We start from the raw sequence: 25,314 nt of genomic DNA, 5'->3' as shown, positions 1-25,314 counted from the left end.
GGTCATCGCTTTATTTTCCAGTAGGCTTTCGCCATTTTCCGAAATGGAAAACAATAACCCCTACAGAGTCTTAAAGACGACGCGATTTTTAAGTTGCGTACTGCTGGTTTTAGGATTTCAAGCAAGTACTTTTTCTCAGCAATACGAAATCCCCGAACAAACGAAAAAGATTGTTTTTTTAGGAAATAGCATCACTTACCAAGGGAGCTTCATTCATTGTATCGATGCCTTTTTGGAGCTAAAATCTCCCGAGAGCAAGTACGAAATTATCAATCTTGGCCTACCTAGTGAAACTGTTTCCGGCCTATCCGAACCCAATCATGCTAACGGCGAATTCCCAAGACCAGATCTTCATGAGCGGCTTCAGCGAGCGCTTGATCAAACTAAGCCTGACTTGGTCATCGCCAACTATGGGATGAATGACGGGATTTATCTACCCTTTGATGAGGGACGTTTTGGAAAATTCAAAGAAGGCATGATCTGGCTTCACGAATCAGTGGAAAAATCTGGAGCCAAAATCATCCATGTGACGCCTCCAGTTTTTGATGAGAGAAAAGATCCAGCTTATGCCAATGTACTGGACATTTATAGTTCGTGGTTAGTCAGCATGCGATATACACATGATTGGGAGGTGATTGATTTGCATTGGCCGATGAGAAAGGCTCTTGAAGATCATCGCAAAGAAAATCCCGAATTTGCCTTTGCTGAGGATGGGGTCCATCCCAATGCTGATGGTCATTTTCTGATGGCAAAAGAAATTTTGATAGGCTTGGGAATGAATGAAATCGAAGAAAAGGAACATAGTTCCCAACTTTTGAATCATAAAAACGGAGAAGAAATTCTGAATTTAATCAGCCAGCGTCAGACAATCCTGCGAGACGCCTGGCTAAGATCGACTGGCCATAATCGTCCCGGACTGACTACAGGACTTCCAATGGAAGAAGCGCAGAAAAAAGTCAATCAACTCAATCAGGAGATTGAGTTGATGATAAACGAGATTAAAAGCTCTTTAACTGATAGTATCAAATAATACTATCAGGACAGTTTTTCTAAAAACCCCTTAAACTCCTCATATCCTTTTCCCATCGGGATCACATCCTTTTCCCCTTCCAGAAAAGCAGCCAATCTCTCCGGCAATTCCAATTCCTCACCCAAAGCCTCTTCCACCACATCTCGGAACTTACCTGGATGAGCTGTCTCCAAAAAGACACCTACAAAGCCTGGATTTTCATCCATAAAATCCTTCAAGCCCAAATAACCGACCGCCCCATGAGGATCGAGTGTATATCCTTTGGGCTGTACAGTTTGTATTGCATTCACTGTCTCTGTATCATCATAAAAATAACCTTTGACACGCTCTCTGAACAGACTTTCATCGTTTCTATACAAAGCCTGAAGTCTCGGGAAATTACTTGGATTCCCCACATCCATCGAGTTGGAAAGTGTCTGGATGGATGGCTTTGCCATAAACTCCTCGCCTTTCAAATAGTCTGGCACCACTTTATTGACATTGGTTGCAGCTACAAATTGATCGATCGGCAAGCCCATTCTTTGCGCCAAAATCCCAGCTCCAATATTTCCAAAATTCCCACTTGGAACAGAGAAAACCACCTTTTTCCCATTCTTTGGTAAGCGGGAATAGGCATAGAAATAATACAAACACTGTGGTATCCACCTCGCAATATTGATGGAATTGGCTGATGTCAACAATAATTTTTTGTTCAACTCAGGATCCAAGAAAGCCTGCTTCACCAGCGCTTGACAATCGTCAAAAACCCCATCTACTTCTAAAGCAATGATATTTTCACCTAGTGTAGTAAACTGCTTTTCCTGAAGCTGACTCACTTTCCCTTTTGGGAACAGAATAATCACCTCCACACCATCAACACCCAAAAAACCATTGGCGACGGCACTGCCGGTATCTCCGGATGTTGCCACCAAAACTCTCACTGTCTGCTCAGACTTGGTCAGCAGCAAACTCATCAATTTGGAGCAAAACCGAGCTCCAAAATCCTTGAATGCCAATGTCGGCCCATGGAACAACTCCAGACTATACACATTTTCTTCGACCTCCACCAATGGCGCGTCAAAACTCAAGGTATGATCTACCAGCTCCTTGATCTGAGATTCCGAAAGGTCCTCTAAAAACAGCTTCCCAATGACCAAATAGCCAATTTCCCGAAAACTCATGGAAGGAAGATTGTCCACCTCACCCAATGAAAGCAATGGAATACTTCCCGGCATATAGAGCCCATTATCAGGTGCGAGTCCTTTGATCACTGCCTCTGCCAGCGAAACTTCATGATTGGAATTTTGGGTACTGTAATATTTCATGGCTATTTAATCTATCACATAGCCACCGAGAGTATTGATGGCTGAGAAAAACACGTCAACTCCTAAACCTATACTTTGGTACACTTCCTTGGCTGCATCTGCGATTGCCTGAGCTTTCTCTTCTCCTTTGGAGAGACAGAAAAGAGTGGGACCACTACCCGATATGCCCATTCCCAAAGCGCCTGTGGCTTTCACGGCCTCTCTCACTTCATTGAAACCTGGAATCAAAATCGAACGGTATGGCTCTGCAATCACATCCCGAAGAGATCTGGAAATCAAATCGAAGTCCTCCTCATACAATCCTGCAACCAATCCAGCTACATTACCAGATTGAATCGTCGAATGTTTCAAAGGAATAGAATCTCTCAAAACGGACCTGGAATCTGCTGTTTTCAGTTCAAAATGCGGATGCAATAGCGTGCAATACAAACCTTTCGGCACGTGTAATTTGATCACATCCAAGGGATGATAATCACGGATCAAAACAAAACCACCAAGCAAACTCGGCGCAACATTATCCGCATGTCCCGCTCCGCAAGCTGCTTTTTCTGCTGCGATTGCAAAGGGAAGCAACTCTTTCTTTTCAAGTGGATTTCCCAGAAACTCATTGGCTGCAACTAATGCGGCAGCTGCACTTGCCGCACTTGAACCCATGCCCGAGCCTAACGGAAGACCTTTTTCCAAATGGATGGCCATACCGATTTCGACATTCAAGTGATCCAGCATAGCTTGGATGGCTACCGAACAGGTATTTTTCGCTACATCTTTGGGAAGTTTCCCTTCGTCCCCAGTAATAGAAACAACTTCTAAGCCCGGACTATCTTTTTCTTCCAATCGCACCCAGTCCCCCATGCCTTCGATGGCAAATCCTAGGATATCAAACCCACAGGAAACATTGGCGACAGTGGCTGGAGCAAAAGCTTTAACAGAGCGCATTATTCACGGGTATAATTACCGATACGAATCACATCAGCAAATACACCGGCAGCAGTCACATCTGCTCCCGCACCAGGCCCTCTGATGATCATAGGGCGGTCCAAATAACGCTCTGTAGTCAGCAAAATCATATTGTCACTTCCACTCAAACTACTGAATGGATGTGCATTTGGAAGGGAATTCAATCCCACTTTCGCTTTCCCGTTTTCTAGAGTTGCCATGAAGCGCAACTTCTCCCCTTTGGCTTCTGCAGCTTTCAGCAGGTCCGAAAACTCAATATCATGCGCCTTCAGCTTCTGGAAAAATTCATCTACAGTCGCAGCATCCTGACAGTCTTCCGGCACCATGCTTTGGATAGTGATATCATCAAATTCCAATTTCTGCTCGGCTTCTCTTCCCAAAATCAAGATCTTTCTCGCCACGTCCATTCCACTCAAATCATCTCTCGGGTCTGGTTCAGTGAATCCTTTTTCCTTGGCCACTCTAACTACCTCGGAGAATGGATCTCCCTTTTCCAATTCGGAGAAAATAAAGTTCATCGAACCACTCAAAACCGCCTCAATTCGGATCACATTGTCTCCGGAAAGCATCAAATCCTGAAGGGTATTAATCACAGGAAGACCTGCCGCCACATTGGTTTCATACAGAAACTTGACACCACGCTTTTTAGCGAGCTTTCTCAAGTAGCCATATTCTTCCATGGAACCAGAATTCGCTTTCTTATTCGGCGTCACGATCGCGACCTTCGCCTCCAATATACGAGAATAGGCATCTGACACACTCTGGCTGGCAGTACAATCGACAAAAACTGAATTGGAGAAGTTCATCTCTTCCATCGTCTTGATGAATTTTTCTAAATCCATCTTATCGTCAGATTCGCTCAATTCATAAGGGTTTTTCAGGTCAAACCCATCCTCGTGGAAGGCCATGTATCTGCTATTGGCAAGTCCATGTATCTGAATATCCAACTCACTATTATCCCGAAGTTTCACCTGTTGGTTAGCAATCATCTTGATCAGGGCTTTACCTATCAAACCAACACCTACCAAGAACACGTGAAGCACCTTATTTTCTGACAAGAAGAATGCCTCATGCAAGGCGTTCAATGCCTTTTGCAAATCCGCTTGAGGGATCACAGCAGAAATATTCAGTTCGGAACTTCCCTGTGCGATCGCCGCTACGTTGATATTATTTCGACCCAATGCCCGGAACATCCGTCCAGAAGCACCCGGATTTTGCTTCATATTTTCTCCTACCACAGCGATGGTAGCAAATCCATGCATCAGGGAGACTTCATCCATTTCTCCTGATTTGATTTCGTAGAAAAATTCTTTTTCCACTACTTCTTTAGCCAAATAAGCTTCGGCAGTTTTGATGGCAAGACAGATGCTATGCTCAGAGGATGCCTGAGAAATCAAGACGATATTGACTTTGGCTTCCGAAAGTGCTTTGAACACACGGCTTCCCGCAGTACCATCCAACAAAGCCGCTCCTTGTACAGTCACAATAGATATATTGGACATGGAAGAAATCCCTTTGATCAGCGCGCCATTGGTGACCTCACCATTGATCATCGTACCGGGGTTTTCCGGTTCAAAGGTATTCTTGATATAGATCGGAATACTCTTCTTCATCGCCGGCTGCATGGTGGCAGGGAAAATCACTTTGGCACCAAAGTGAGAAAGCTCCATCGCCTCATTGTAGCTCAATTGAGGAATGGTAAATGCGGTATATACCAACTTCGGATCTGAGGTCAAAACCCCAGACACATCGGTCCAAATCTCCAAATCATCCGCTCCCAAGGCTCCTGCCAAAATAGCCGCGGTATAGTCCGAACCAGATCTGCCCAAGGTAGTCGTTTCTCCCTTGACAGTGGATGCGATAAAGCCAGTGATCACTTTGATCCCATCATGTTGCAAGAAATAGTCCTTCACCAATTGATTGGTTACTTCAAAATCCACTCTTGCCTGACCAAATCGATCGTTGGTTCGGATCACATCTCTTGCGTCCAAAAACTGAGTTTTCAATCCTTTGGCAGCTAAAGCTTCTGCCAGGATGAACGTAGAAAGTCTCTCACCGAAGCTAACTACATAATCCAGCGTCCGGGCAGAGTTTTCTTTGATAAGATAAATCCCATGAAAGAGGTCTTCCAATTCGTTGAATCGCACCTTGACAAAGGTCATCACGGTGGATTGATTTTGCACTGCGATCAGCTGGCGCACCATATCCAGGTGCTTTTCCTCCAAGGTCTGCAGCATATCCCTATAGACTTGATCGCCTTCTCTCGCCAGTCTTGCGATCGTCAGCAGGCTTTCCGTGACACCCCCAAAGGCGGAAAATACCACAGCGACTTCCTGCTGCTTCAATTTGTCTTGAATGATTGCAAAAACCTTTCGGATGTTGTCTGGGTTCGCTACGGAAGAACCTCCAAACTTGATAATTTTCATGAGAAACGGGTCTAATGAGTTGATTTAATATGCCTAAATAGGCCAAAGGGCGGGTACTAATGGATTAAAACGGGATTACCCCGTAATGGTGGTCATTCGGGTATACATGGTAAAAAAAGCAGTATTGCCAACACATTGAAAATGTGAGGCCGAGGGGTAAAAAATATGTCTAGCTGCAACAACCATGATCTTGGAATTGACTGCACAATCTTACTGAGGAATTTCCTTTATGCCAAATTATCCCCAGTAGATTTTACAGATTTGCACCAAATGGATAGAGAAAATAAAAATTCGACAATTCGCCAAGATTCCTAATCCAAACTATTATTCCACAAACTAGAAATATTCAGAATTTTATTTCTTAAATTATAAGCAAGATGATCACTAAACCCAATTTCCTATGAAACGACTGAAATTTATTTTGCCAGTACTTTTCTTACTTATTTTCAATAGTTGTGGAAGTGTTTCCTCCATCAATCCATTGAATCTCCTGACTAAAAACCCATGGGTACTCTCATCATTGATGGGCTCCGGGCTCGACCTCAATCAATTTGCCGGAGGTCTTCCTTCTCTCAACTTTCTAGATGGCGGCAAATTGGCAGGCTTTTCTGGTTGTAATGATTTCTCTGGTTCTTTCCTCTTGGAGCAATCTGGCATAGCGCTAGACCCAGGGGCTATCACCAAAAAAGCCTGCCCTGGTAATGGAGAGCAGACTTTTCTCAATGCCCTATCCAAAGTGAGTGATTTGAAAGTAGACAAAGACAAACTCACCCTACTTCAGGGAGCAAATGAAGTGATGACACTGGTTCCAAAAAAGGAATAAGATCCTCAAAGAATGGAATGAATGACTTGAGGCTTTCCTCTGAAAGGGACAGCCTCATCCACCCGTTTGCCGAGCAACAATTGACCTAATGGAGAATTCTTGCTTAAAAGGAAATACTTCTTCCCATCCATTTCCAACTGGCCGAGACTGACCGAAATCAAAAACCAATCCGTCCCCAAATTGACCAACGAACCTTCTTGAATCATTCCAGCGCTGGATTTGATCGCTTGGATACGATAAAGCTCATCCAGGTCCGTCTGATTTTTTTCCAATTGCATCTCAACTTGCTTGAGGTCTTGGGTAAGCATCTCTCTACTGGTCTCAAATTTATCACCAGCACTACTTTTGGTATCCTCCAAAATTCCTTCTGAGATTGCCTTTCTTTCTTCTTTGAGTAGTTGTATTGTTTCTTTCACCTTGGCAATCGCCAACTGAAAGAGCTGTTCTTTGTCCTGCTGCATAAAAACTTAACACCCCACTCGTCTTCGGGTATCGATGATATAGACGATCTTCCAGCCCTCCGGCAGCTTGACCACCTGAAAACTATTCACTCCACAATGACTAAATTGATCATTGACATAAAACTCATAGGGAGTCCAGACAGTCGCCAAATCCCCATCCACATTGATCTGATAGTCCAAAATTTTCTCATCCAAGAGGACACCTTTCTTGGATGCTGCGATGCTTTTTGCAAAATCCGCCACTGAATTGCTTCCGATGCGAGTACCACGCTCATCAGAGATGACAGTTTGCATTCGGGCATCTGGAATAAATGCTGCTTTAATCTGTGTAGAGTCTTTGGCACGCATCCCCTCAAATAATGATTCGATGACTGCTTTTACTTCCTCTTTTGAAATAGACTGAGCGGTCCCAAAGTGACTCATCAAGGTCATAAAAATGACCAAAAGACTAACTTTCTTCATAAATCAAGCTTCCCCGTAAAGTTTGAATGTCATGTTTCTAAGAGCAGAATTATTGACCGCATAGTGCATGGATTCGGCGATTTCTGCAGGAGAAACCCACTTCGTGAAATCCGCATCCGGCATCGCTTCTCTATTTTGAGGAGTATCGATGATACTCGGCACAAAAACATGGGACCGGATGGCCGTCTCCTGCGTTTCGGTAGCGATGACTTCCGCCAAAGAGATGACTAGGTTTTTACTCATCGCATAGGCGAGTGTCCCGGCCGCATCTTCCAACTGTAGTGCCGGTCTTGCTCCCACAAAAAGAAGCGTTCCTTTTTCCTGCTTTTTCAAAAAGGGCAAAAATCCCCTGACTAGGTGATATGCACTGAAAAAATTCAGAGAAAACATTTTTTCCAAGTCCGCCTGAGCAGTCTTTTCTATTCCTCCCATTGCAAAACCACCCACTAAGAGCGCCATCGCATCAAGATCTGTGTATTGGAGTTGATACTCTTTCACGAAATCAGCCACTTGCTTTTCATCCGTAACGTCCACCTCATAGCAATCATCCGCCTCTTCGACTTCCTCATCCGCACCGGGATGCAGCAAAGCGATCACATGATATCCTTCCCTTTTGAACTTTTCTACAACAGCCGAACCTAGATTTCCTGCGGCTCCAGTCACGATGATATTTCTCCTCATATGCTTAAAACACGGTTGATTATTGCTAAAATTAGCCTTTATTTTCCGATAAACTCATGAATCAGTTAAAAACCAGCATTCGAAGCAAAGAGAACAAGAGACGACTCAATTTTGCCATCAAGCTCATTCTCTTGGTTTTACTGGAGTATTTTTCAGAGGCTGACACCTTTCTGAAAACAATTTTGGAAAATCACCCTGTGCTTGCGAATATCGTTCGAGCACTGATTTTTTTACTGAGTGCCAATTTGATCATTTCTCTAGGCAGGATTATCACCTTGAGGCTTTACCTTCAAAAAACTGCAGAAACAAAGGTTTTACCCAATTTTGTCTTGGGCATCGGAAGGATTTCTGTGATCCTCACGGCTTTGGCATTTTTGGTATCCCTGATGCTTGCCTTTGGGATCAAGCCACTAGAATTCCTGACTTCCATCACCATCGTAGCTGCCGCGATAGCGCTCTTGACCAAAGACTATATCACGAGTATCGTCAACGGGCTAATCATCATGTTTTCGGAGCAGCTGGAGATCGGTGACAAAATCACCATCGGCAAACATACTGGATTCATCCGAGACATCACCTTGATCAATACGATCCTCAAGAGCGAAACAGGGGAGATCATCATCATACCCAATGCCATGGTGTTTGCAACTGACGTGGTCAATTATTCCAAAAACAATACGCATCAAGTTGTTTTTGATGCTGAGATGGCTTATTCGACAGACTTGCAATTGAATCACTTAGAGCAAAGCCTAGCCAAAGTATTGGAAGAATTCAAAGAATATATCCTGATCGAAGGAGCTCAACTCAATGTCTTAGAAAGAAAATCTGAAAATGTCCTGATTCGCTATCAATTCCCAATACGTTCTGGGGAAAAACAAGTAGAAGCACAGGTACGCAAAGCTATCAATCAAGCCTTTTTGAACTGGACCAATGAACACCGAAAAGCCTAATTATTTTGACCTTGTCTACCAAGTCGTACGGGAAATCCCTGCTGGAAGAGTATGCTCCTATGGTATCATCGCCAACTACCTAGGTCTCAAAAGTGGAGCTCGAATGGTGGGCTATGCCATGAATGCTGCGCATACACTACCAGACGTTCCCGCCCATCGAGTAGTCAATAGAAAAGGACTTTTGACTGGTAAAAACCACTTCGAAAGTCCTACCAAAATGCAAGAACTCTTGGAATCAGAAGGTGTCCGAGTAGAAAACGACCAGGTTCAGGATTTTGAAAAGCTATTTTGGGATCCAGAAAAGGAATTGGGGATTTAATCTTTCTGCCTAAACAGATAAAGCCCCAAGAACATCAACAACCCATTCAGGATCAAAGCCTCAAAGCCAAACTTATACCCCCAGAGCAATTTTTCGGAATTGGAAGCGATGGTAAAAGTAATCAGTGGCGCAGCGACCGCCACATATGGCACAAACCTGTCCCGAACTTTCATTTTGGTGAACAAGCCAAATGCATACAGCCCCAGCAGCGGCCCATATGTATACCCTGCTATGATGAATACTGAATTGATCACGCTCTGATCGTTGATCCAATGGAAAATCAGTATCGCAAAAAACATGATAGCCGTAAATGCCAAATGGACTTTTTTACGGATCGGAACTCGTTTTTCAGCCGGATATTTTCTTTCAAGCTCCAAGAAATCAATACAAAAAGAGGTAGTCAAAGCCGTCAATGTAGAATCTGCACTAGAGTAAGCCGCTGCCGTGATACCCAGAACAAAGATAATCCCGGCAAAAGCTGAAAAGTGCTCTGTCGCCAGCATAGGAAACAACTCATCCGTTTTGGCAGGAATGCTGATCCCGGTAGTTTCTGCATAGAGATAAAGCATCACTCCTAATCCCAAAAACAAGAGATTGACGATTACCAAAATGATGGTAAACCAAAACATATTCTTTTGAGCCTCACCGATATTTTTGCAGGTGAGATTTTTCTGCATCATATCCTGATCCAGTCCTGTCATCACGATCGTAATAAAAGCACCAGATATAAATTGCTTGAAAAAGTTAGTGCCGGCTTTCCAGTCCCAATTGAAAATACGGGATCGGCTGTCATTAGCTACGGATGAGAAATAGTCACCAATTCCCTCAAAACTTAATTCATCGCCTACTAATTTAATACAAACCACTACCGCAAGTAGCATAAAGAAGGTCTGAAGCGTATCGGTCCAAACGACCGTTTTGATTCCTCCTCGATGAGTATAAAGCCATATCAAGCCTACTGTGATCAAAACAGAAACCCAAAAAGGAATTCCCAGAGAATCAAAAAGGATCAACTGAAGAACTGAAGCGACTAAAAAAACCCTCAGTGAGGAGCCCAGTGTTCTGGATAGGATGAAAAAGAATGCGCCGGTTTTGTAGGACCAAAATCCAAAGCGGTCCTCCAGATAGGAATAAATCGACACCAAATTGAGTCGGTAATATAGTGGCAATAGCACTTTGGCAATGGTAAAATAGCCTAATGTATAGCCAAGAACCACTTGGAAATAGTAGAAATTTGAATTCCCAACTTCTCCAGGCACAGAGATAAATGTGACCCCAGACAGAGAAGCACCGATCATCCCAAATGCCACCAAAAACCATGGAGACTGTCGATCTCCGGTGAAAAACGTGTCAGCGGTGACTTTCCTGGAGGTAAACCAAGAAATCAGGAAAAGCACTAAAAAATAACAGGAGATGACAAAGAGAACGAGTTGGGGATTCATAATCAAAGCTTGGTGTTCGCCAAAATTGTTCAATATTCTTAATTTTGCAAAATGATTGAAATGAGTACACCATTCCCTCAGATAGAAGAAGCAGACATCGCCCTAGAGGAATTGTTGGACCTCGAATCACATGACCTGATCGTATTCAATGACGATGTCAACACTTTTGACCATGTGGCAAACATCTTGGTCAAAGTCTGCAAACACACCAGAGAACAAGCCGAGCAATGTACCTTGATCATTCACTACAAGGGAAAATGTGCTGTAAAAAAAGGCAGTCAAGAAGAGCTTAAACCCATGTGTGAAGCTATATTAGAGGCAGGAATTCAGGCCACCATCGTTTAACATCCCCATTTGTGAATTTCCCTTCCAAACTGATCGAAGATGCGGTCACCGAGATATCCAGGCTACCTGGAATAGGAAAAAAAACAGCACTTCGACTTGCACTTCATCTCCTCAAACAAAACGAAGCTCACACGGAAGCTTTGACATTGGCACTTTCGCGCATGCGGTCTGAGATCAAATATTGTAAAGTTTGTCACAATATCGCAGATGAGGACGAATGCAGCATTTGCAAAAGCCACAGAAGAGACGCTTCTATCATCTGCGTAGTGGAAGACATGAGAGATGTATTGGCCATCGAGAACACCAATCAGTATACCGGAAAATACCATGTGCTGGGAGGAGTGATCTCCCCTATTCAAGGGATCGGACCAGAGGAATTGAAGATTGACTCCCTGCTGGATAGAATCGAAAAAAATCTGGAAAAGGAGCCCGTAAGGGAGATTATTTTAGCCTTGAGTGCCACGATGGAAGGCGATACTACTTCGTTTTATTTGGCGAAGAGATTGAAGGAAAAAGGAGTGGCTGTCAGCACCATTGCCCGAGGCATCCCAGTAGGGGGCGAATTGGAATTTACGGACGAGGTGACGCTGGGACGTAGTATTATGACTCGAATAAATTACAATACCGATTAATTTTTATTTGTTGGTTTGATTTGCTGTTCTATATTTGCACTCCGTTTGGGGGATTAGCTCAGCTGGCTAGAGCGCTACACTGGCAGTGTAGAGGTCATCGGTTCGACTCCGTTATCCTCCACTTCAAAGCTTCACAGAGATGTGGAGCTTTTTTTGTTTCTAGACTTTTAGTAATAACGAAAACTTCTTGCTCAGCCCACTAGAGCGTCCCGACACCTACCGGGAAGGTCATTGGTTCGGCGCTGTTATCATCCACTTCAAAGAGATAATTCCTTCATGTAAAAATACCTCTCACAATTCCCAAAAGATACAAACTAATACCTCTACTTAGTCATAGATTCTAGCTCAGCAATAAATTCTGAAGCTTTTGCAGGCATATCTCCTGTATGATTGACTGACGTGTTTGGCCCAAATTGGCCTCCAAAACCTTCACACTCTATCATCGTATATCCATGACTCTCGCCATTTCCAGAAAGTGATTGTCTATAGAAACCTTCATGTTTAAATTTTTTTGCCCATAAAGTGATCTCTCTGTGGTTGTACGAAAGGTGACCCACGGGGTCAGACGAAAGCACCTCTCCATCTCCAAACTTACTATCTGGATAAGTCCTAAAATCATAATTCGCTTTGTAGATTAAAAAGGCATCTACTTCTTCTCCATTGTTTAAGGACTCCCCAATAGACCTAACTTCAAACTCATGAAATCCTGAACTGACGGGCAATGGTTTGTCAAGCTTTAAGCACATCGCATATTGTCTATCTGGACCTCCATCCATCCATTCCGTCACATAAGTCCTGTTTTTTTCGATCACCTTACTAGTAACTCCACCAAAAGTAAGGGTATCCCCTGCATGGATCTCTACGTCTTTGCTATAAACACTGGATTCATCTTTCACAAGAAGTTTCGCCTTTCCGTCCACAAAAGGTCTAACTCTAAACTGGCAAGCATTTATTACAGCTGTTTTCCCATCTATTACAAATGTAAAGCGTCCAAGATGTAAAATATGGCATACGTTCCCTTCCCCAAAATCATAACTGTAAATTTGATAAATAGTATGCCCAGAGGTGATTGTGAAAATGTTATCTTTCAGATGTCCCCTTACTTGGACACGTGGACTTGCAAATTCCTCTTCCCTTTTAAAGTTTGTTTGGATATTTTCAAATACGGCATAAAGTCCGCCTCCAAAATTCGCTTTAAAATCCATAAATCCAGGGCCGCGATGTTTAATATTTTTACCAATAACATAGTTCCCTGGGACGCTTGAATACAAGAAGCCATATCCAAAGCCAATTTGATTTGCATTCTTATCAGCAGCATCAACTTCGACAGTGGTATCCATATTCACCACTCCAATTTTTGCTTCTTGATCTCGATTTGGAGTCGATCGAAATAGGCTTGAATAAAACAATTGTGCAGATTTGACACGTCTATGTGGAGGGATAAAATTAACATTGACAAATCCAATTTTCACTGAATTCCCACCGAAATCAAAAAGAAAACCAGCTTGTTTAATAGTTTGCTGCTCAGACCAAGAAAAGTAGTCCTCCCATCCAATCTTTAAATTAGCTCCCGTTTGTGAAATCATGAAAAAATCATGAGTCAACTCAACCTTTGAAAACTGGGGTATGACATAAGTTTTCTCACTCTGCAGCTCTAGAGTTCTATGTGGAGATCGCTTAGCTGCCTCGACCGCTGACTGATAAGCAAGAGAATTATCATGAAAAATATAAGCACTTCCACTGGTCTGATTAAATCTGAAATTGACCTTTATTTGCCGTGGTGAGATATATTCTGTGACCAAAGCATACCTACTTCCCACTATTCCCGGGTAATAGTTATCCTTGTCAGGCTGTAGCGGATTTTGATGAGCATAGAGCCCGCAAAAAGATTTACCAACGTCTTGACTTGTAAAAACATCCTTATTTGATTCGATAACATCACCATCAAACCGCAACCCATCGGAGATCAATTTATAGTATCCCTCTCCACCAAACTGCTCCAAAGTCATAAATCTGGATTGAAAGGGAGCATCCACAATTTTCTTATTCTTCTCTCCATCGGAGCCTATTGCTATCGTTGCTGCCACCGCCTCCTTCTCTTCATTATTCGTCTTCTGTAGTTCGAGATCTCTAACAATTCCACTGTCTAAATTTTCCCTCTGCCCATCGATCACACCTGATACTTTAAATCTATCTCCGGGCTTTAATACAATCTCTTCATTAGTTTCCACCTCAAAAAAACCCTCAAACTTAAATCTTAGCTTAGCCATAACAATTTGAATATTAATGAATACCAAAAAAAACAATTTAAATCTACCAATAATGCAGAATTAAAAAAACACTGATTAACCAGTCTTCTTTCCAAAGTGAAATACTTCTAAGTAAAATATACATTTGTCGCATTTAACATCTCAAAATCGTCTCCAGATAAAAACTTGCAGGAAAATGAAACAACATCTTCTCCCTTTATTTTTTCTTACGTTGTTGTCGTGCCAAAATGAAGAACCCTGCAAGACTTTTGAACTGGAGAAGCCTGTTGAGATCGCCTTTCAAGAAACGCTAACACACTGTACTGAGTCTATTTCAGTCTCTTTTCTAGATATCATCCATGACTCTAGGTGTCCAGAGGATGTCGTCTGCATTTGGCAGGGTTTTGTAGAAGTCAAGGTCACTTTCAGCGTAAAAGGCTTGGAAAAAACTGCCTATCTAAGTTCTTCTCCCAGTGCCACTGACTCCCCTTCTGAAATCAGCGTCAATGGATACACCTTGAAAATGATGGATGTCACTCCCTACCCCAACACCTCTGCGAAATTCAGGGAAGAAGACTACCGACTACTCTATCAAGTTGAAAAGACTGCGGACTAATCGTATCTTTCTACAAAAATCCACTAATGCAACGCCCTAAACTCTCTCTTCTGATTTGTTCCGTAGTTTTAATTGCTACAATCAGCTCCTGCTCGTGCAACCCAGAGAAAATCGCTTCTCTAGCCTTGCGGGGAATGGAAACGATGATGGGCGATGGATTTATGCCTTCTGATGAAATCAGGCATTTGGGTGAGTTTCAGCACGTCAGCGTCAATCTTAGCAAATCCACCACTGAAGACTCCGAGTCAGGCACTATTTTTCTAAAACTCCAAGACGGAGACCCGCTGCTGCTCGGAAATCAACCGGAAATATTGGCCAGAAAATGTGCTGAGATTTACGTCAGGGATTTTGAAAACTCTTCAGATTATCAGCAAATTACAGTTCAGTTTATACAAACAGATCCTCAAAACCCAGACAATTTTGCGATGCAAGAATATGAGTTTCAGGTGGAGGATCTGACCACCACTTAAGTCTTAGACCATGAACATGCCCGAGGAATTCCAAAAACCACCCCTCTCCCTTGGAGATTGGGTCATCAATATTATCATCACCAAAATCCCGCTAATCGGCTTCATCATGCTCATCGTATGGGCCGTGGATACCAATACCGAAAAAAACAAAGCCAATTGGGCCAAAGCTGAATTGATCTCCAAATTGATCGGACTTGGGATCGTTCTATTGATTATTTCGATTATAGGTTTTGGCGTATTTGCTAACTTCGCCGATGAAATCGAATGGTCCCAATACGACTGATGAAATACAAAGCTATTTGTTCTGATATAGACGGAACACTCCTCAACTCCGAAAGAGATCTCTCGGTAAGACTTAAAAAATTCATTGCAGAACTTCCGGAGACATTTCCCATCATCCTAGCCAGCTCACGAATGCCAGACGCGATGAGACATCTCCTCGTGGATCTTGGAAGACATTCTGAGCCATTGATTGCCTACAATGGAGGATTTGTCATCGATCAGAATGGACAGGTACTGGATTCGGTAGAGATCCCTCTGGAGCTTGTCCAAAAAATCATTGACCTGACTCAGCAAACAGCCATTCATATCAGTTTGTACCAAGGTGAAAAATGGTTTGAAGAAAAAGAGGACTACTGGTCCAAAAGAGAAATCGCCAACACCAAAGTCAACCCTACTTGGCAAAATCATCAGGACACCATGCATAGCTGGTCCGGCTCGGGATCTGGTGCTCACAAGGTTATGGCAATGGGAGACAGCAATGAAATCAGCTGGCTTTTTGGCGAGCTCCATCTCGCCTACAGCGATCAGTTGCATCTCTACCGTTCCAAAGACACCTATATAGAAATCGCCCCCAAGAAAATCTCTAAGGCTACTGGTTTGCAATTGCTTCTAAATCACCTCTACGATTTCGGAATGGACGATGTTATCGCTTTTGGGGACAATTACAACGACATTGACTTGATCCAATCTGTAGGCTGGGGAGTAGCGGTAGCCAATGCCAGACCTGAAGTCAAATCCGTAGCAAAAGAAATCACCCTACATCACAAAGAAGATGGTGTGGTAGATACACTGGAAAGAATCAAGGCTTTGCATTCACACTAAAGAATATCCCCACCACCTTCGACATCTTCAATTGCCTGAGCCAAAAAGTCATTGAAAGGCTTCATTTTCCGGAACCCTTCCATGGCCAAATTGATGTAATTTCCTGAATCCACATCTCTGTCAGCAATGGGCTTGGTCACCGTAAAACTTTTCAATTTCAGGTATTCGATATAGGGATGATCCGCATCATAATCACGGGGACTGGTTTTGAGCTTTTCCCCACTGATTTCTCCAAATAGCTTCTGAAATTCAGGTTCAGTCTCTATTTTCTCAAGTTCAGCTCCAGAATAATCAATCTCCTTTCTTATTTTTTTCAAAACATCCGAGGCAGGCATCCATATTCCACCACCGAAAAATGAATTGCCAGGCTGGACTTGGACATAATATCCCGGACCATCTGATTTTTTCCCTCCTGGAGAAAAATAGGCTCCAAAATTCAATTTGTATGGCGCCTTATTGGCTGAAAAACGAATATCCCTATTTTGCCGAAACACACATTCTTTAGGCTTGAAAGTCGAGAATTCTGGTTCTAGCTCGGACAATTGTTTCAAAAAAACCTCCACATCTTCTAAGAATTCAGCTCGTGTATCCTGATACCATTTCTTATTGGCATCCATCCATTCTTTGGAGTTTTTCTCGGCTAATTGGGATAAAAATTTCAGGTAAGATCTCATCGAATAGTTTTGTAAGAGTAACTGAGAGTTGATTTGAAAAGTTTATATAAAATCCACCAATCCCTCAAGCTTCATTCCTCGGCTTCCTTTGATCAGTATCAGATAATCTTCCAATTGACTATCCTGCAGCCAGTTTCTGAAAGAGAATGGATCTGGGAAATAAAGGGCTTTCGGGGCCTTTTCCAAAGCCGAAACCACCAACTTCCCAGTAAAGCAGACTTTGTCAATCGGATACTCACTGACGATTTCCCCGAGTCTTCTATGCTCTGCCTCAGCATGCTCTCCCAGCTCAAACATGTCTCCCAGAATGATCATTTTATGCTTTTTGCCAGTCATTTCCCCAAAAGTCCGGATCGCGACTTCCATACTGGATGGGTTGGCATTGTAAGCATCCAAGATGATCAGGTTATTGCGCTTCTCGATCAACTGAGAGCGCATATTGGATGGTTTATATTCGACCACCGCTTTCACAGCATTTTCCATCGGCACATCAAAGAACTTCCCGATAGTCAGAGCATTGGCAATATTGCCAAAATTATAAGCTCCGATCAGCGAAGTCAGATGCTCTCCTTCTACTTCCTCTACCGAAAATTTCACAAATGGATTGGCTTCAATGAAGCTGACTTCGCAAAAATCTCCTTTGGCAGGATATAAAATCGGCTTTTCAAATCGCTTGATCATATTGGCCAAAATCGGGTCCTGGGAATTGATAAAAACAGTACCGTTACTGGCTCGTAAGTGCTGATAAAGTTCTGTTTTAGTTTTGAGCACTCCCTCTGGACCGCCCATTCCTTCCAGATGCGCTCTACCGATATTGGTAATGAAGCCATGCGTTGGTTCGGCGATTTCACAAAGCTCCTGAATATCTCCAGGCTTATTGGCTCCCATTTCCACGATGGCGATCTCCGCATCTTTTGGAATCTCCAAAAGTGTCAAAGGCACCCCGATATGATTATTCAAATTCCCCCTAGTAGCTGAGGTTTTATATTTTGTTTTCAGTACCGCATGCAGCAGCTCTTTGGAAGTAGTTTTTCCATTACTGCCCGTGAGACCTATTATCGGAATATCTAATTGATGGCGATGATGATTGGCCAATTGCTGCAAAGTGCTCAAGACATCCTGACAAATAAAATACCGCTCATCATCCTCCACAAAGTGGCTAATCTCATCGATCACCACAAGTGAAGCCCCCATCTCCAAAGCCTTTGGCGCAAATTCATTTGCATTGAAATTGGGTCCTTTTAGGGCGAAAAAAATATTACCTGGTTCTATTTTCCGGGTATCGGTACTGACGCCTGTACTTTTCAAAAAAAGCTGATATAAGATTGAGATATTCATCAAAGATTCATTTTTCCCCAAAATAAACGAATGATCACATCTTTGGACTGATGATTCCGTATTAATTTTAGAATTCGGAATCCACCCTATCCATGCGAATATTTCTTGTAGGTATTTTATTTTTTGTCTGCTCATCTGCTTTTTCTCAAAAGTCATTCACCCTTGAATCTTCCGCAACTATCCAAATCGAAGGAGTACAACTTCCCTCTCCTTTTTCAGGAGGCATCAATTCCGCTCAGATCCAAACGATAGATTTGAATGGAGACGACCAAGACGAATGGATCATCTGGGACATTAACTCTCGGCAACTGACTGTCTTTGAAAAAATCGAGGAAAACTGGGTCGCCAAACCGGAATGGGCTTATCTATTCCCTACAGATATCAGCGGTTTTTTGGTGCTTGCCGACTACGATGGAGATGGCAAAAAAGATCTATTTACCTCCACCGCCCTTGGGATCAAAGTCTATCAAAACACTTCCGAATCTGGGAATATTTCCTGGGCACTAGTCCATAACTTCCTTCCATTGGATAATGGATCAAACATTCAGGCAAACAATCTGGACACACCTTTGATTCGTGATTTGGATGGGGATGGAGATCTGGATTTGGTCGTTTTCAATTTTGCTTCAGGCGACTATCTGGAATATTACCTCAACACATCCGTAGAAAGAAACGGGACTCCAAGCCTGGACGGATTTGCATTTCCCATCACTCATTGGGGCAATTTTGAGTTTTGTGACTGCAATGACCTCTCTTTTGGCCAAACTTGCTCAGGCCTGGACTTGAGAATAGCTCCAGATCAAAATGACAAAATCCAACATGCCGGAGGACATTCTATTCTCTACCGGGACTTCACAGGAGATGGGATCGCAGACTTGGTCTTGGGAAGAGATGAATGTGACATCTTGTATTTCCTACCCAATGAGGGAAGCGATACAAACCCTATTTTCACTCAATTTTCGAATGAACTTCCTGGCGTAGGCACCTTTCCAAGCTTCCCGATATTTCACAACCCCAACTGGATTGATGAGCAGTTTATCATTTCGGTCAATTCCAATGAAGCAGCCTCCACTTATGGCATTGACTATGAAGCTTCCATTTTCACTTTCGACGGGAGCTTAGCCCCCATTCTACAAAATCAGACTTTGGATTTGGGAGAAAACACACGGCCTTTTTTCTTGGGAAATCGAAATGGTGGCCAGCTCTATGTAACTTCCAATGTCACTCGGGATGGCAGTGTGCTTGGGGAAATTGCCGAGTTTTCTTTCTCACAAAACAACTTCACGCTTATCCAAAGAAATCAAGAGATTAGAAATCTAGCACTTACCGACATCCAATACTTGGCACCGTTGGATAACGATGGCAATCTCTATCCAGTCCTGACTGGGCAAAAATGGTCTCAAGGCATTCCTACTCAGTCATTTTTCTATCAAATCAATGGCGAATGGCAAGAGAGGGAAATCACAGGCTACAGAGCGGCACTTGGAGATTATATCCAGTTTTTCAAGTATCAAAGTCAAGACTACCTCTTGGTAGCAGGACAAAATGGGGCCCTGGATCTGTATGAAATGGATTTTTCTGTTTTGGCAGCCAATCTGGTAGAGGAAGACTTTTTGGGTTTTGTGGACAACCCCGCCAACAGGAATTTAAGCATCGCTGTGATAGAAGGCGAAAACCCAGACCTCTATGCAGTAGACCAAAGAGGAACACTCGTTTTCATCGAAAACTTCATGGAAAATACGCAGAGAGAAGAGGTAAATATTGAAATTGACAATATAGCGTATACTAGTCGGTTAGGAAGAAATACCTGGATAACACCAATCCCCTCTGTTTTGGGAGAAATGCATGATTTAGTCCTGGGAACGCGCGGTGGAGGTTTGCTATACCTCTCAGCGGCTTCTTCAACAACATCTCCTACAGAAGGCCTTCAAATGATACTTTTCCCGAACCCAACCGATGGCCCGATCAAAGTAATTTCCAATCAAAGTGGCATCGGCCGTCTGATTTCCGCCATGGGGCAAGTGATTTTGGACGACATACGAGTCCATGCAGGCGTGGAACTTGAGATCCAAGCGGGATTTCTTTCTCCGGGACTATACATTTTCCAATTGGAAACTCAGGGACAGAGACTTTCCAAAAAAATCTGGATTCGCTAATTTTTGGATGGTTTTGTAGCTATTCTGTAAACTCGTAGCTTTCGATACAGAATCTTGCAAACCATGAAACATCTTTACCTCGTCGCAATTTTAGGAGTTATTCTCCTTTCTTGCTCACCCCAACCTGACAATCCCGCAGACACAGTCTATCTCAACGGGACTATCTATACCGTTGACGATTCCAACCCCAAAGTAGAGGCGATCGCTGTCAAAGACGGCCTCATCCTAGCATTGGGAAATAGCAGCGACATGGACCAGTATATCGGCCAATCTACCCAAGTGGTGGACTTGCTGGGCATGACCATGACCCCTGGACTGATCGAATCACATGCTCACCTGATGGGTATCGGCTACAATAAGCTCGAACTCGACCTCATGTATGTCAAAACCTACGATGAACTGGTAGAAAAAGTAGCTGAAGCGGTAGCCAAAGCCAAGCCGGGCGACTGGATCACCGGAAGAGGCTGGCATCAGGACAAATGGATCGAAAAACCAGAGAAACTAGTCAATGGATTCCAAACCAATGATCAGCTCAATGAAGTCTCTCCAGACAACCCCGTCTATCTCAGCCACGCCTCTGGTCATGCATCTTTTGTCAATGGCAAAGCCCTTGAATTAGCAGGTATTGCCAATCTGAAAGGTGAAAGACCTGTGGAAATAGAGGGAGGAGAAATTATCGTTGATGAATTGGGTAATCCAACAGGAATCCTATCAGAAAGAGCTTCTGGACTGGTTTCGAGACTGATCCCAAATGAAACTCCAGAAAGAGCAGCCGAGGCCTTGACTTTGGCGCTACAAGAGCTGGCGGAGAAAGGAATCACTTCTTTTCATGATGCTGGTTCGGGACAAGATGTAATCGATCTCGTCGATCAATTTAAAAAGGAAGGAAAACTGACCTCCAGAATGTATATCATGCTCACAGGCCGTCAGCCAGAGCTTTTGGAAGAATGGTATAAAAAAGGCCCTATGATCGATGAGGACCACCTTTTGACTGTCCGTTCCATCAAGTTGAATTGCGATGGGGCATTGGGAAATCGTGGTGCTTGGCTCTTGGAGGATTATTCTGACAGACCGGGTCACAGAGGTCATGAGACACTGCCGATGTCAGTGGTCACGGAGGTATCCGAGAAAGCTCTTCCATTGGGTTTTCAGGTTTGCTCGCATGCTATCGGGGATCGAGCCAATCAGGAAGTGCTGGATCGCTACGAAGCTGCATTTGCAAAAAATCCAGAGATAAAAGATCATAGATTCAGGATCGAACATGCCCAGCACATCGACTTAGAGGACATTCCTAGATTTGGAGAAATGGGCGTTATCGCAGCCATGCAGGCGATTCATTTGAGTTCGGATAGGCCATGGGCAATCGACCGATTGGGTGAGCAGAGAATCGTTGATGGCGCTTATGTCTGGCAAAAACTGATGCAAAGCGGCGCTGTGGTGACCAATGGCACCGATGCACCTGTAGAACCAGTAGATCCGATTCCATCTTTTTACGCTTCGGTCACCCGAAAAACCTTAGCAGGAACTCCTACTGAAGGATACGAAGCCACCCAAAAAATGACTCGCGAAGAGGCTTTGAGATCCTATACCCTGGATGGCGCTTTTGCAGAGTTTGAAGAAGAATTCAAAGGTTCCTTAGAAGTAGGCAAAGCTGCCGACTTCACAGTGTTTGACAAAAACATCATGGAAATCCCCGAGGAGGAAATTTTGGATACGAAGGTAGCTATGACCGTGGTGGGTGGGAAAATCGTATTCTCAAAAGAATAGTCGCCCAAACATAGCAATCAAAAAGCACTCAGGCTCCCTGTCAAATAAAACAGGGAGCCTTTCTATTTTTTCCCTATTTTGAATGTCTAAATCAAAAAAACTACAGATGAGAAAAATTTTATCCCTCACGGGTATCTTGATCCTCTTGGTTTTGGGTGTACAGGCACAGGATGCCAAGCCCATCACCTGGCAAGACATCCCCACTTGGAAATATATGCCCGGCTCGGCATTCCGACTTTCCAATGACGGTCAGTGGGTAGCTTATGGTCTGATTGAGCAGGAAGGGGATGGAGAGATCATCCTACAAAAAGTAGGTGTGGACTCCACCAAACAAACCTTCAAAATCGGTTCTACCAACTATCCTTCGATGCAATTCAGCGAAGACGGTAAATGGTTTGTCTATACGGAATACCCTACTTTTTCGGAGAAAAAAGCCAATGATAAGAAAAAAGGAAAGCCACTTAAAAACAAGGCCATCCTGATCAAACTGGGAGAAAAAGAGAAAATAGAATTTGAAAATGTCTCCAGCTACTCTTTCAATAGAGACGCTTCTTCCGTTTTGGCACTCAATCTTTCCAAAGATGGCAACGGGGGCGGCAGAGGATCAGATCTCCTGATCTATCATCTAGCCACAGAGAAAAGCCAAAACCTTGGAAACGTTGCTGACTTTTCCTTCAACAAAGCCGGAAACTACCTTGCCTACACGGTAGATGCAGCCAATCAGTCTGGGAATGGCATATACCTCATGAACGTCGCAGCAAACAGCACCCAAATTTTGGACTCGGACAAAGCCTCTTACAAGTCTCTCAACTGGACAGAAAAAGGGGATGCTTTTGCAGCACTCAAGATGGTAGAGGACAAAAAGTATAAGAAGGACAAAGGACAAGTGATCGGTGTCAAAAACCTGGCATCTCCCCAAGTCACAATCTACAATCCAGAAAAAGATTCGATTCATTTTGACAAAGCCTATACGATCTCAGGTAATAGAAGACCGGGATGGTCAGATGACTTGACAAGACTATTCTATGGCATCCATCCTCAGGAATTGGCCAAGAAAGAAGAAGTCAAAAAGGAATTGGACAAGGACTCAGTGGCTCAGGCAGAATCCGAAGCAATGAAAAGAATCATGGCTGATACCACTATCAAATCTATCTCAGATTTGCAGAAAGCCATATCCAAACTCGACACTACCAAAACCAAAGGCAAAAAAGAAAATGACGCTGACCAGCCAGACATGACCATTTGGCACTGGAACGACGCCCGTCTTCAGTCCCGCCAGCAGGTAATGGAGAATCAGGATAAAAACTTCAGTTTTTGGTCCATGTATGATGTATCAGCAGGCAAGCATATTCAGTTGCAAGACAGCAGTATGAAAGACCTAACCATCCTGGACAAGCAACAGTATGCTTTGGGCTCCGACTATACTGCGTATGAATTAGATGGAAATCTCGATGGCCAAAGCTACCGAGATTACTACATCATAGACTTGAAAACTGGCGCTAAAAAAGAGCTTTTCAACAAGTTTTACTTGCCAAATTATGCATCTTACCCAAGAGAATCTCCTGATGGGACCAAACTGATCTATGCCGAAGATGGACATTTTTACATCTATGACATTGCAGCTGGTCAAAGCACCAATATCACCGAAAACATCCCCACCACCTTTGTCAATACCGAAGACGATCACAATGTGATTAAGCCAATGAACAGTCCATTGGGATGGAGCTCTGACAGCAAATATGTGCTACTACGAGATGGCTGGGACATTTGGCAGGTACCTGTAGGCAATAGCAGAGAAGAAGCTAAGAACCTGACTCTAAATGGCAAAACAGATCAGATCCGTTATCAATACAGATTTAGCTTGGATCCGGAAGAAAAAGGACTGGACCTCAGCAAGCCAGCATACATTCGCACGTATGGGGAATGGACCAAGAAAAGCGGGATTGCTAAGCTTTCTCCTGCCAAAAAAGGAGGCTTGACTCCAGGTGCAGAGGTGCTACTTTGGGAGGATGCTTATGTGGGCAGCTTGGGCAAAGCAAAGAATGCTGACATCTATTATTACTCACAGGGGACTTTCAATGAAGCTCCAGAAATGTACTTGACAGATGCATCTCTTTCCAACCCAACTCAAGTGACTGACGGTACTCCTGATGCTGACAAATACGCCTGGTCTGCTGGCACCAGATTGGTGGACTACACCTCTGACAAAGGAGCAAAACTCCAAGGAACCTTATTCTTGCCAGCTGGCTATGAGGAAGGCAAAAAATACCCAACAGTAGTTTACTATTACGAGAAGCTCTCTCAAACCCGTCACAATTGGTCCAATCCAGGCTATAGCGGCACGGGATGGAATCCGAATGTTTATACTTCCAATGGTTTCGCAGTCTTCATTCCAGATATCGTTTACACCATGGATGATCCAGGAATGTCGGCAGTCTGGTGTGTGATCCCGGCTGTAAAAGAAGCCATCAAAACAGGCGTCATTGATGAAAACAACATCGGTATCCATGGTCACTCCTGGGGCGGCTATCAGACTGCTTTCTTGATCACTCAGACGGATATGTTCAAAGCTGCTGCGGCAGGCGCTCCATTGACCAATATGATCTCTATGTACGACTTAATCTACTGGAATTCGGGTGGTGGAAACATGTCCATCTTTGAAGCTTCCCAAGGAAGATTTACCGGTGGTCCTTGGGAAAACTGGGATTCTTATGAAAGAAATAGCCCAGTTTATCATGTGAAAAATGTCAACACTCCTCTCCTAATGTTGCACAATGACAAAGACGGAGCGGTAGACTTCACGCAGGGGATCGAGTACTATTCTGCCTTGAGAAGACTGAAAAAGCCAGTTGTGCTGGTTCAATACAAGGGCGAAAATCACGGTTTGAGCAAACTTGAAAACAGAAAAGATTATTCTGTCCGTATGATGGAATTTTTCAACCATCACCTCAAAGGTGAAGCCGCTCCTGACTGGTTGGACAAAGGAATCAACAAGCTGGATCTGGAGGAACATCTCAAAGAGAGAGCTTTTTGAAAAAGCTAAAGTCTTAAGTTTGAAATTTGAAAATCCCCTGATAGTTCAATGTATCAGGGGATTTTTTTTTGAAT

At 43.4% G+C, this 25,314-nt stretch carries 23 protein-coding genes and 1 tRNA gene; 14 read left to right on the top strand and 10 right to left on the bottom strand.

Annotated elements, in window-relative coordinates; translation table 11 throughout:
* The first annotated feature begins 43 nt into the window (after positions 1-43).
* Positions 44-1,030 (top strand): SGNH/GDSL hydrolase family protein, encoded by a 987-nt coding sequence (locus tag G460_RS21780; protein WP_035464302.1) that lies wholly within the window; start codon positions 44-46, stop codon positions 1,028-1,030.
* A gap of 5 nt (positions 1,031-1,035) precedes the next feature.
* On the opposite strand, the gene thrC is transcribed toward G460_RS21780, so the two are convergent.
* The 3 genes from thrC to thrA are packed head-to-tail and all read right to left on the bottom strand — an operon-like array spanning position 1,036 to position 5,717.
* Positions 1,036-2,334 (bottom strand): threonine synthase, encoded by a 1,299-nt coding sequence (thrC, locus tag G460_RS0110635; protein ID WP_084421257.1) that lies wholly within the window; start codon positions 2,332-2,334, stop codon positions 1,036-1,038.
* 6 nt (positions 2,335-2,340) lie between these two features.
* Entirely contained in the window at positions 2,341-3,270 is a 930-nt protein-coding gene (locus G460_RS0110630) for a homoserine kinase (RefSeq protein WP_026955337.1), read from the bottom strand.
* On the bottom strand, positions 3,270-5,717 hold the full coding sequence (gene thrA / locus G460_RS0110625; protein ID WP_026955336.1) for a bifunctional aspartate kinase/homoserine dehydrogenase I: 2,448 nt from the start codon (positions 5,715-5,717) through the stop codon (positions 3,270-3,272). The genes G460_RS0110630 and thrA overlap by 1 nt, the downstream gene beginning before the upstream one ends.
* Positions 5,718-6,117: 400 nt before the next feature.
* Here thrA and G460_RS0110620 point away from each other — a divergent pair, with 400 nt between their 5' ends.
* Positions 6,118-6,540: an META domain-containing protein gene (locus G460_RS0110620; protein WP_026955335.1), complete on the top strand. Its 423-nt coding sequence runs from the start codon at positions 6,118-6,120 to the stop codon at positions 6,538-6,540.
* 5 nt (positions 6,541-6,545) lie between these two features.
* Here G460_RS0110620 and G460_RS21775 read toward each other — a convergent pair whose 3' ends face one another.
* From G460_RS21775 to G460_RS0110605, 3 genes are read right to left on the bottom strand one after another with little or no spacing between them, the layout of a single operon-like run.
* Positions 6,546-7,001 carry a hypothetical protein gene (locus tag G460_RS21775; RefSeq protein WP_051316009.1) on the bottom strand — a complete coding sequence of 152 codons (456 nt, stop codon included), beginning with the start codon at positions 6,999-7,001 and terminating at the stop codon, positions 6,546-6,548.
* A gap of 6 nt (positions 7,002-7,007) precedes the next feature.
* Entirely contained in the window at positions 7,008-7,463 is a 456-nt protein-coding gene (locus G460_RS0110610) for a nuclear transport factor 2 family protein (protein ID WP_026955334.1), read from the bottom strand.
* 3 nt (positions 7,464-7,466) lie between these two features.
* A complete protein-coding gene (locus tag G460_RS0110605) occupies positions 7,467-8,144 on the bottom strand; it encodes an SDR family NAD(P)-dependent oxidoreductase (RefSeq protein WP_026955333.1) in 678 nt (225 codons plus the stop codon).
* A gap of 56 nt (positions 8,145-8,200) precedes the next feature.
* Here G460_RS0110605 and G460_RS21770 point away from each other — a divergent pair, with 56 nt between their 5' ends.
* Both G460_RS21770 and G460_RS0110595 read left to right on the top strand, forming a co-directional pair.
* Entirely contained in the window at positions 8,201-9,094 is an 894-nt protein-coding gene (locus G460_RS21770; RefSeq protein ID WP_051316008.1) for a mechanosensitive ion channel family protein, read from the top strand.
* Positions 9,075-9,413: an MGMT family protein gene (locus G460_RS0110595; RefSeq protein ID WP_026955332.1), complete on the top strand. Its 339-nt coding sequence runs from the start codon at positions 9,075-9,077 to the stop codon at positions 9,411-9,413. Before G460_RS21770 ends, G460_RS0110595 begins: the two co-directional genes overlap by 20 nt.
* On the opposite strand, the gene G460_RS0110590 is transcribed toward G460_RS0110595, so the two are convergent.
* Positions 9,410-10,855: a sodium:solute symporter gene (locus G460_RS0110590; protein WP_026955331.1), complete on the bottom strand. Its 1,446-nt coding sequence runs from the start codon at positions 10,853-10,855 to the stop codon at positions 9,410-9,412. The genes G460_RS0110595 and G460_RS0110590 overlap by 4 nt on opposite strands.
* A gap of 60 nt (positions 10,856-10,915) precedes the next feature.
* On the opposite strand from G460_RS0110590, the gene G460_RS0110585 reads away from it, so the two are divergent.
* From G460_RS0110585 to G460_RS0110575, 3 genes are all read left to right on the top strand, one after another.
* A complete protein-coding gene (locus G460_RS0110585) occupies positions 10,916-11,200 on the top strand; it encodes an ATP-dependent Clp protease adaptor ClpS (RefSeq protein ID WP_157366912.1) in 285 nt (94 codons plus the stop codon).
* An 11-nt stretch (positions 11,201-11,211) separates the two neighbouring features.
* Positions 11,212-11,832, top strand: a complete 621-nt coding sequence (gene recR / locus G460_RS0110580; protein ID WP_026955329.1) for a recombination mediator RecR — start codon at positions 11,212-11,214, stop codon at positions 11,830-11,832.
* 47 nt (positions 11,833-11,879) lie between these two features.
* A tRNA-Ala gene (locus G460_RS0110575) sits at positions 11,880-11,953 on the top strand.
* Between the two features lie 202 nt (positions 11,954-12,155).
* Here G460_RS0110575 and G460_RS0110570 read toward each other — a convergent pair.
* Complete coding sequence (locus tag G460_RS0110570; protein WP_026955328.1) at positions 12,156-14,102, bottom strand: hypothetical protein; 1,947 nt, start codon at positions 14,100-14,102, stop codon at positions 12,156-12,158.
* Positions 14,103-14,277: 175 nt separating this feature from the next.
* On the opposite strand from G460_RS0110570, the gene G460_RS0110565 reads away from it, so the two are divergent.
* From G460_RS0110565 to G460_RS0110550, 4 genes are read left to right on the top strand one after another with little or no spacing between them, the layout of a single operon-like run.
* Complete coding sequence (locus tag G460_RS0110565; RefSeq protein WP_157366911.1) at positions 14,278-14,697, top strand: hypothetical protein; 420 nt, start codon at positions 14,278-14,280, stop codon at positions 14,695-14,697.
* Between the two features lie 26 nt (positions 14,698-14,723).
* Positions 14,724-15,167, top strand: coding sequence for a hypothetical protein (locus tag G460_RS21765; RefSeq protein WP_157366910.1), 444 nt, complete (start codon positions 14,724-14,726; stop codon positions 15,165-15,167).
* Between the two features lie 10 nt (positions 15,168-15,177).
* Positions 15,178-15,450 (top strand): hypothetical protein, encoded by a 273-nt coding sequence (locus G460_RS0110555; protein WP_026955326.1) that lies wholly within the window; start codon positions 15,178-15,180, stop codon positions 15,448-15,450.
* Positions 15,451-15,476: 26 nt separating this feature from the next.
* Entirely contained in the window at positions 15,477-16,271 is a 795-nt protein-coding gene (locus G460_RS0110550; RefSeq protein ID WP_425393933.1) for a Cof-type HAD-IIB family hydrolase, read from the top strand.
* On the opposite strand, the gene G460_RS0110545 is transcribed toward G460_RS0110550, so the two are convergent.
* Both G460_RS0110545 and G460_RS0110540 read right to left on the bottom strand, forming a co-directional pair.
* Positions 16,268-16,945: a DUF2461 domain-containing protein gene (locus G460_RS0110545; RefSeq protein ID WP_026955324.1), complete on the bottom strand. Its 678-nt coding sequence runs from the start codon at positions 16,943-16,945 to the stop codon at positions 16,268-16,270. The genes G460_RS0110550 and G460_RS0110545 overlap by 4 nt on opposite strands.
* A 42-nt stretch (positions 16,946-16,987) precedes the next feature.
* Positions 16,988-18,283, bottom strand: a complete 1,296-nt coding sequence (locus tag G460_RS0110540) for a UDP-N-acetylmuramoyl-tripeptide--D-alanyl-D-alanine ligase (protein WP_026955323.1) — start codon at positions 18,281-18,283, stop codon at positions 16,988-16,990.
* Between the two features lie 92 nt (positions 18,284-18,375).
* Between G460_RS0110540 and G460_RS0110535 the strand changes: the two genes are divergently transcribed.
* The 3 genes from G460_RS0110535 (at position 18,376) to G460_RS0110525 (ending at position 25,240) form a co-directional block, all read left to right on the top strand.
* Positions 18,376-20,439, top strand: coding sequence for a T9SS type A sorting domain-containing protein (locus tag G460_RS0110535; RefSeq protein ID WP_026955322.1), 2,064 nt, complete (start codon positions 18,376-18,378; stop codon positions 20,437-20,439).
* Positions 20,440-20,502: 63 nt separating this feature from the next.
* The gene (locus G460_RS0110530; RefSeq protein ID WP_026955321.1) at positions 20,503-22,206 is read left to right on the top strand and encodes an amidohydrolase; all 1,704 of its coding nucleotides are present in this window, start codon (positions 20,503-20,505) and stop codon (positions 22,204-22,206) included.
* 106 nt (positions 22,207-22,312) lie between these two features.
* Positions 22,313-25,240, top strand: a complete 2,928-nt coding sequence (locus tag G460_RS0110525; protein WP_026955320.1) for a S9 family peptidase — start codon at positions 22,313-22,315, stop codon at positions 25,238-25,240.
* Positions 25,241-25,314: the final 74 nt, after the last annotated feature.

Source organism: Algoriphagus vanfongensis DSM 17529 (assembly GCF_000429465.1).
Lineage (GTDB): Bacteria > Bacteroidota > Bacteroidia > Cytophagales > Cyclobacteriaceae > Algoriphagus > Algoriphagus vanfongensis.
Note: the sequence above shows the minus strand (reverse complement) of the source record. Positions and strands in the feature narration are given on the sequence as shown.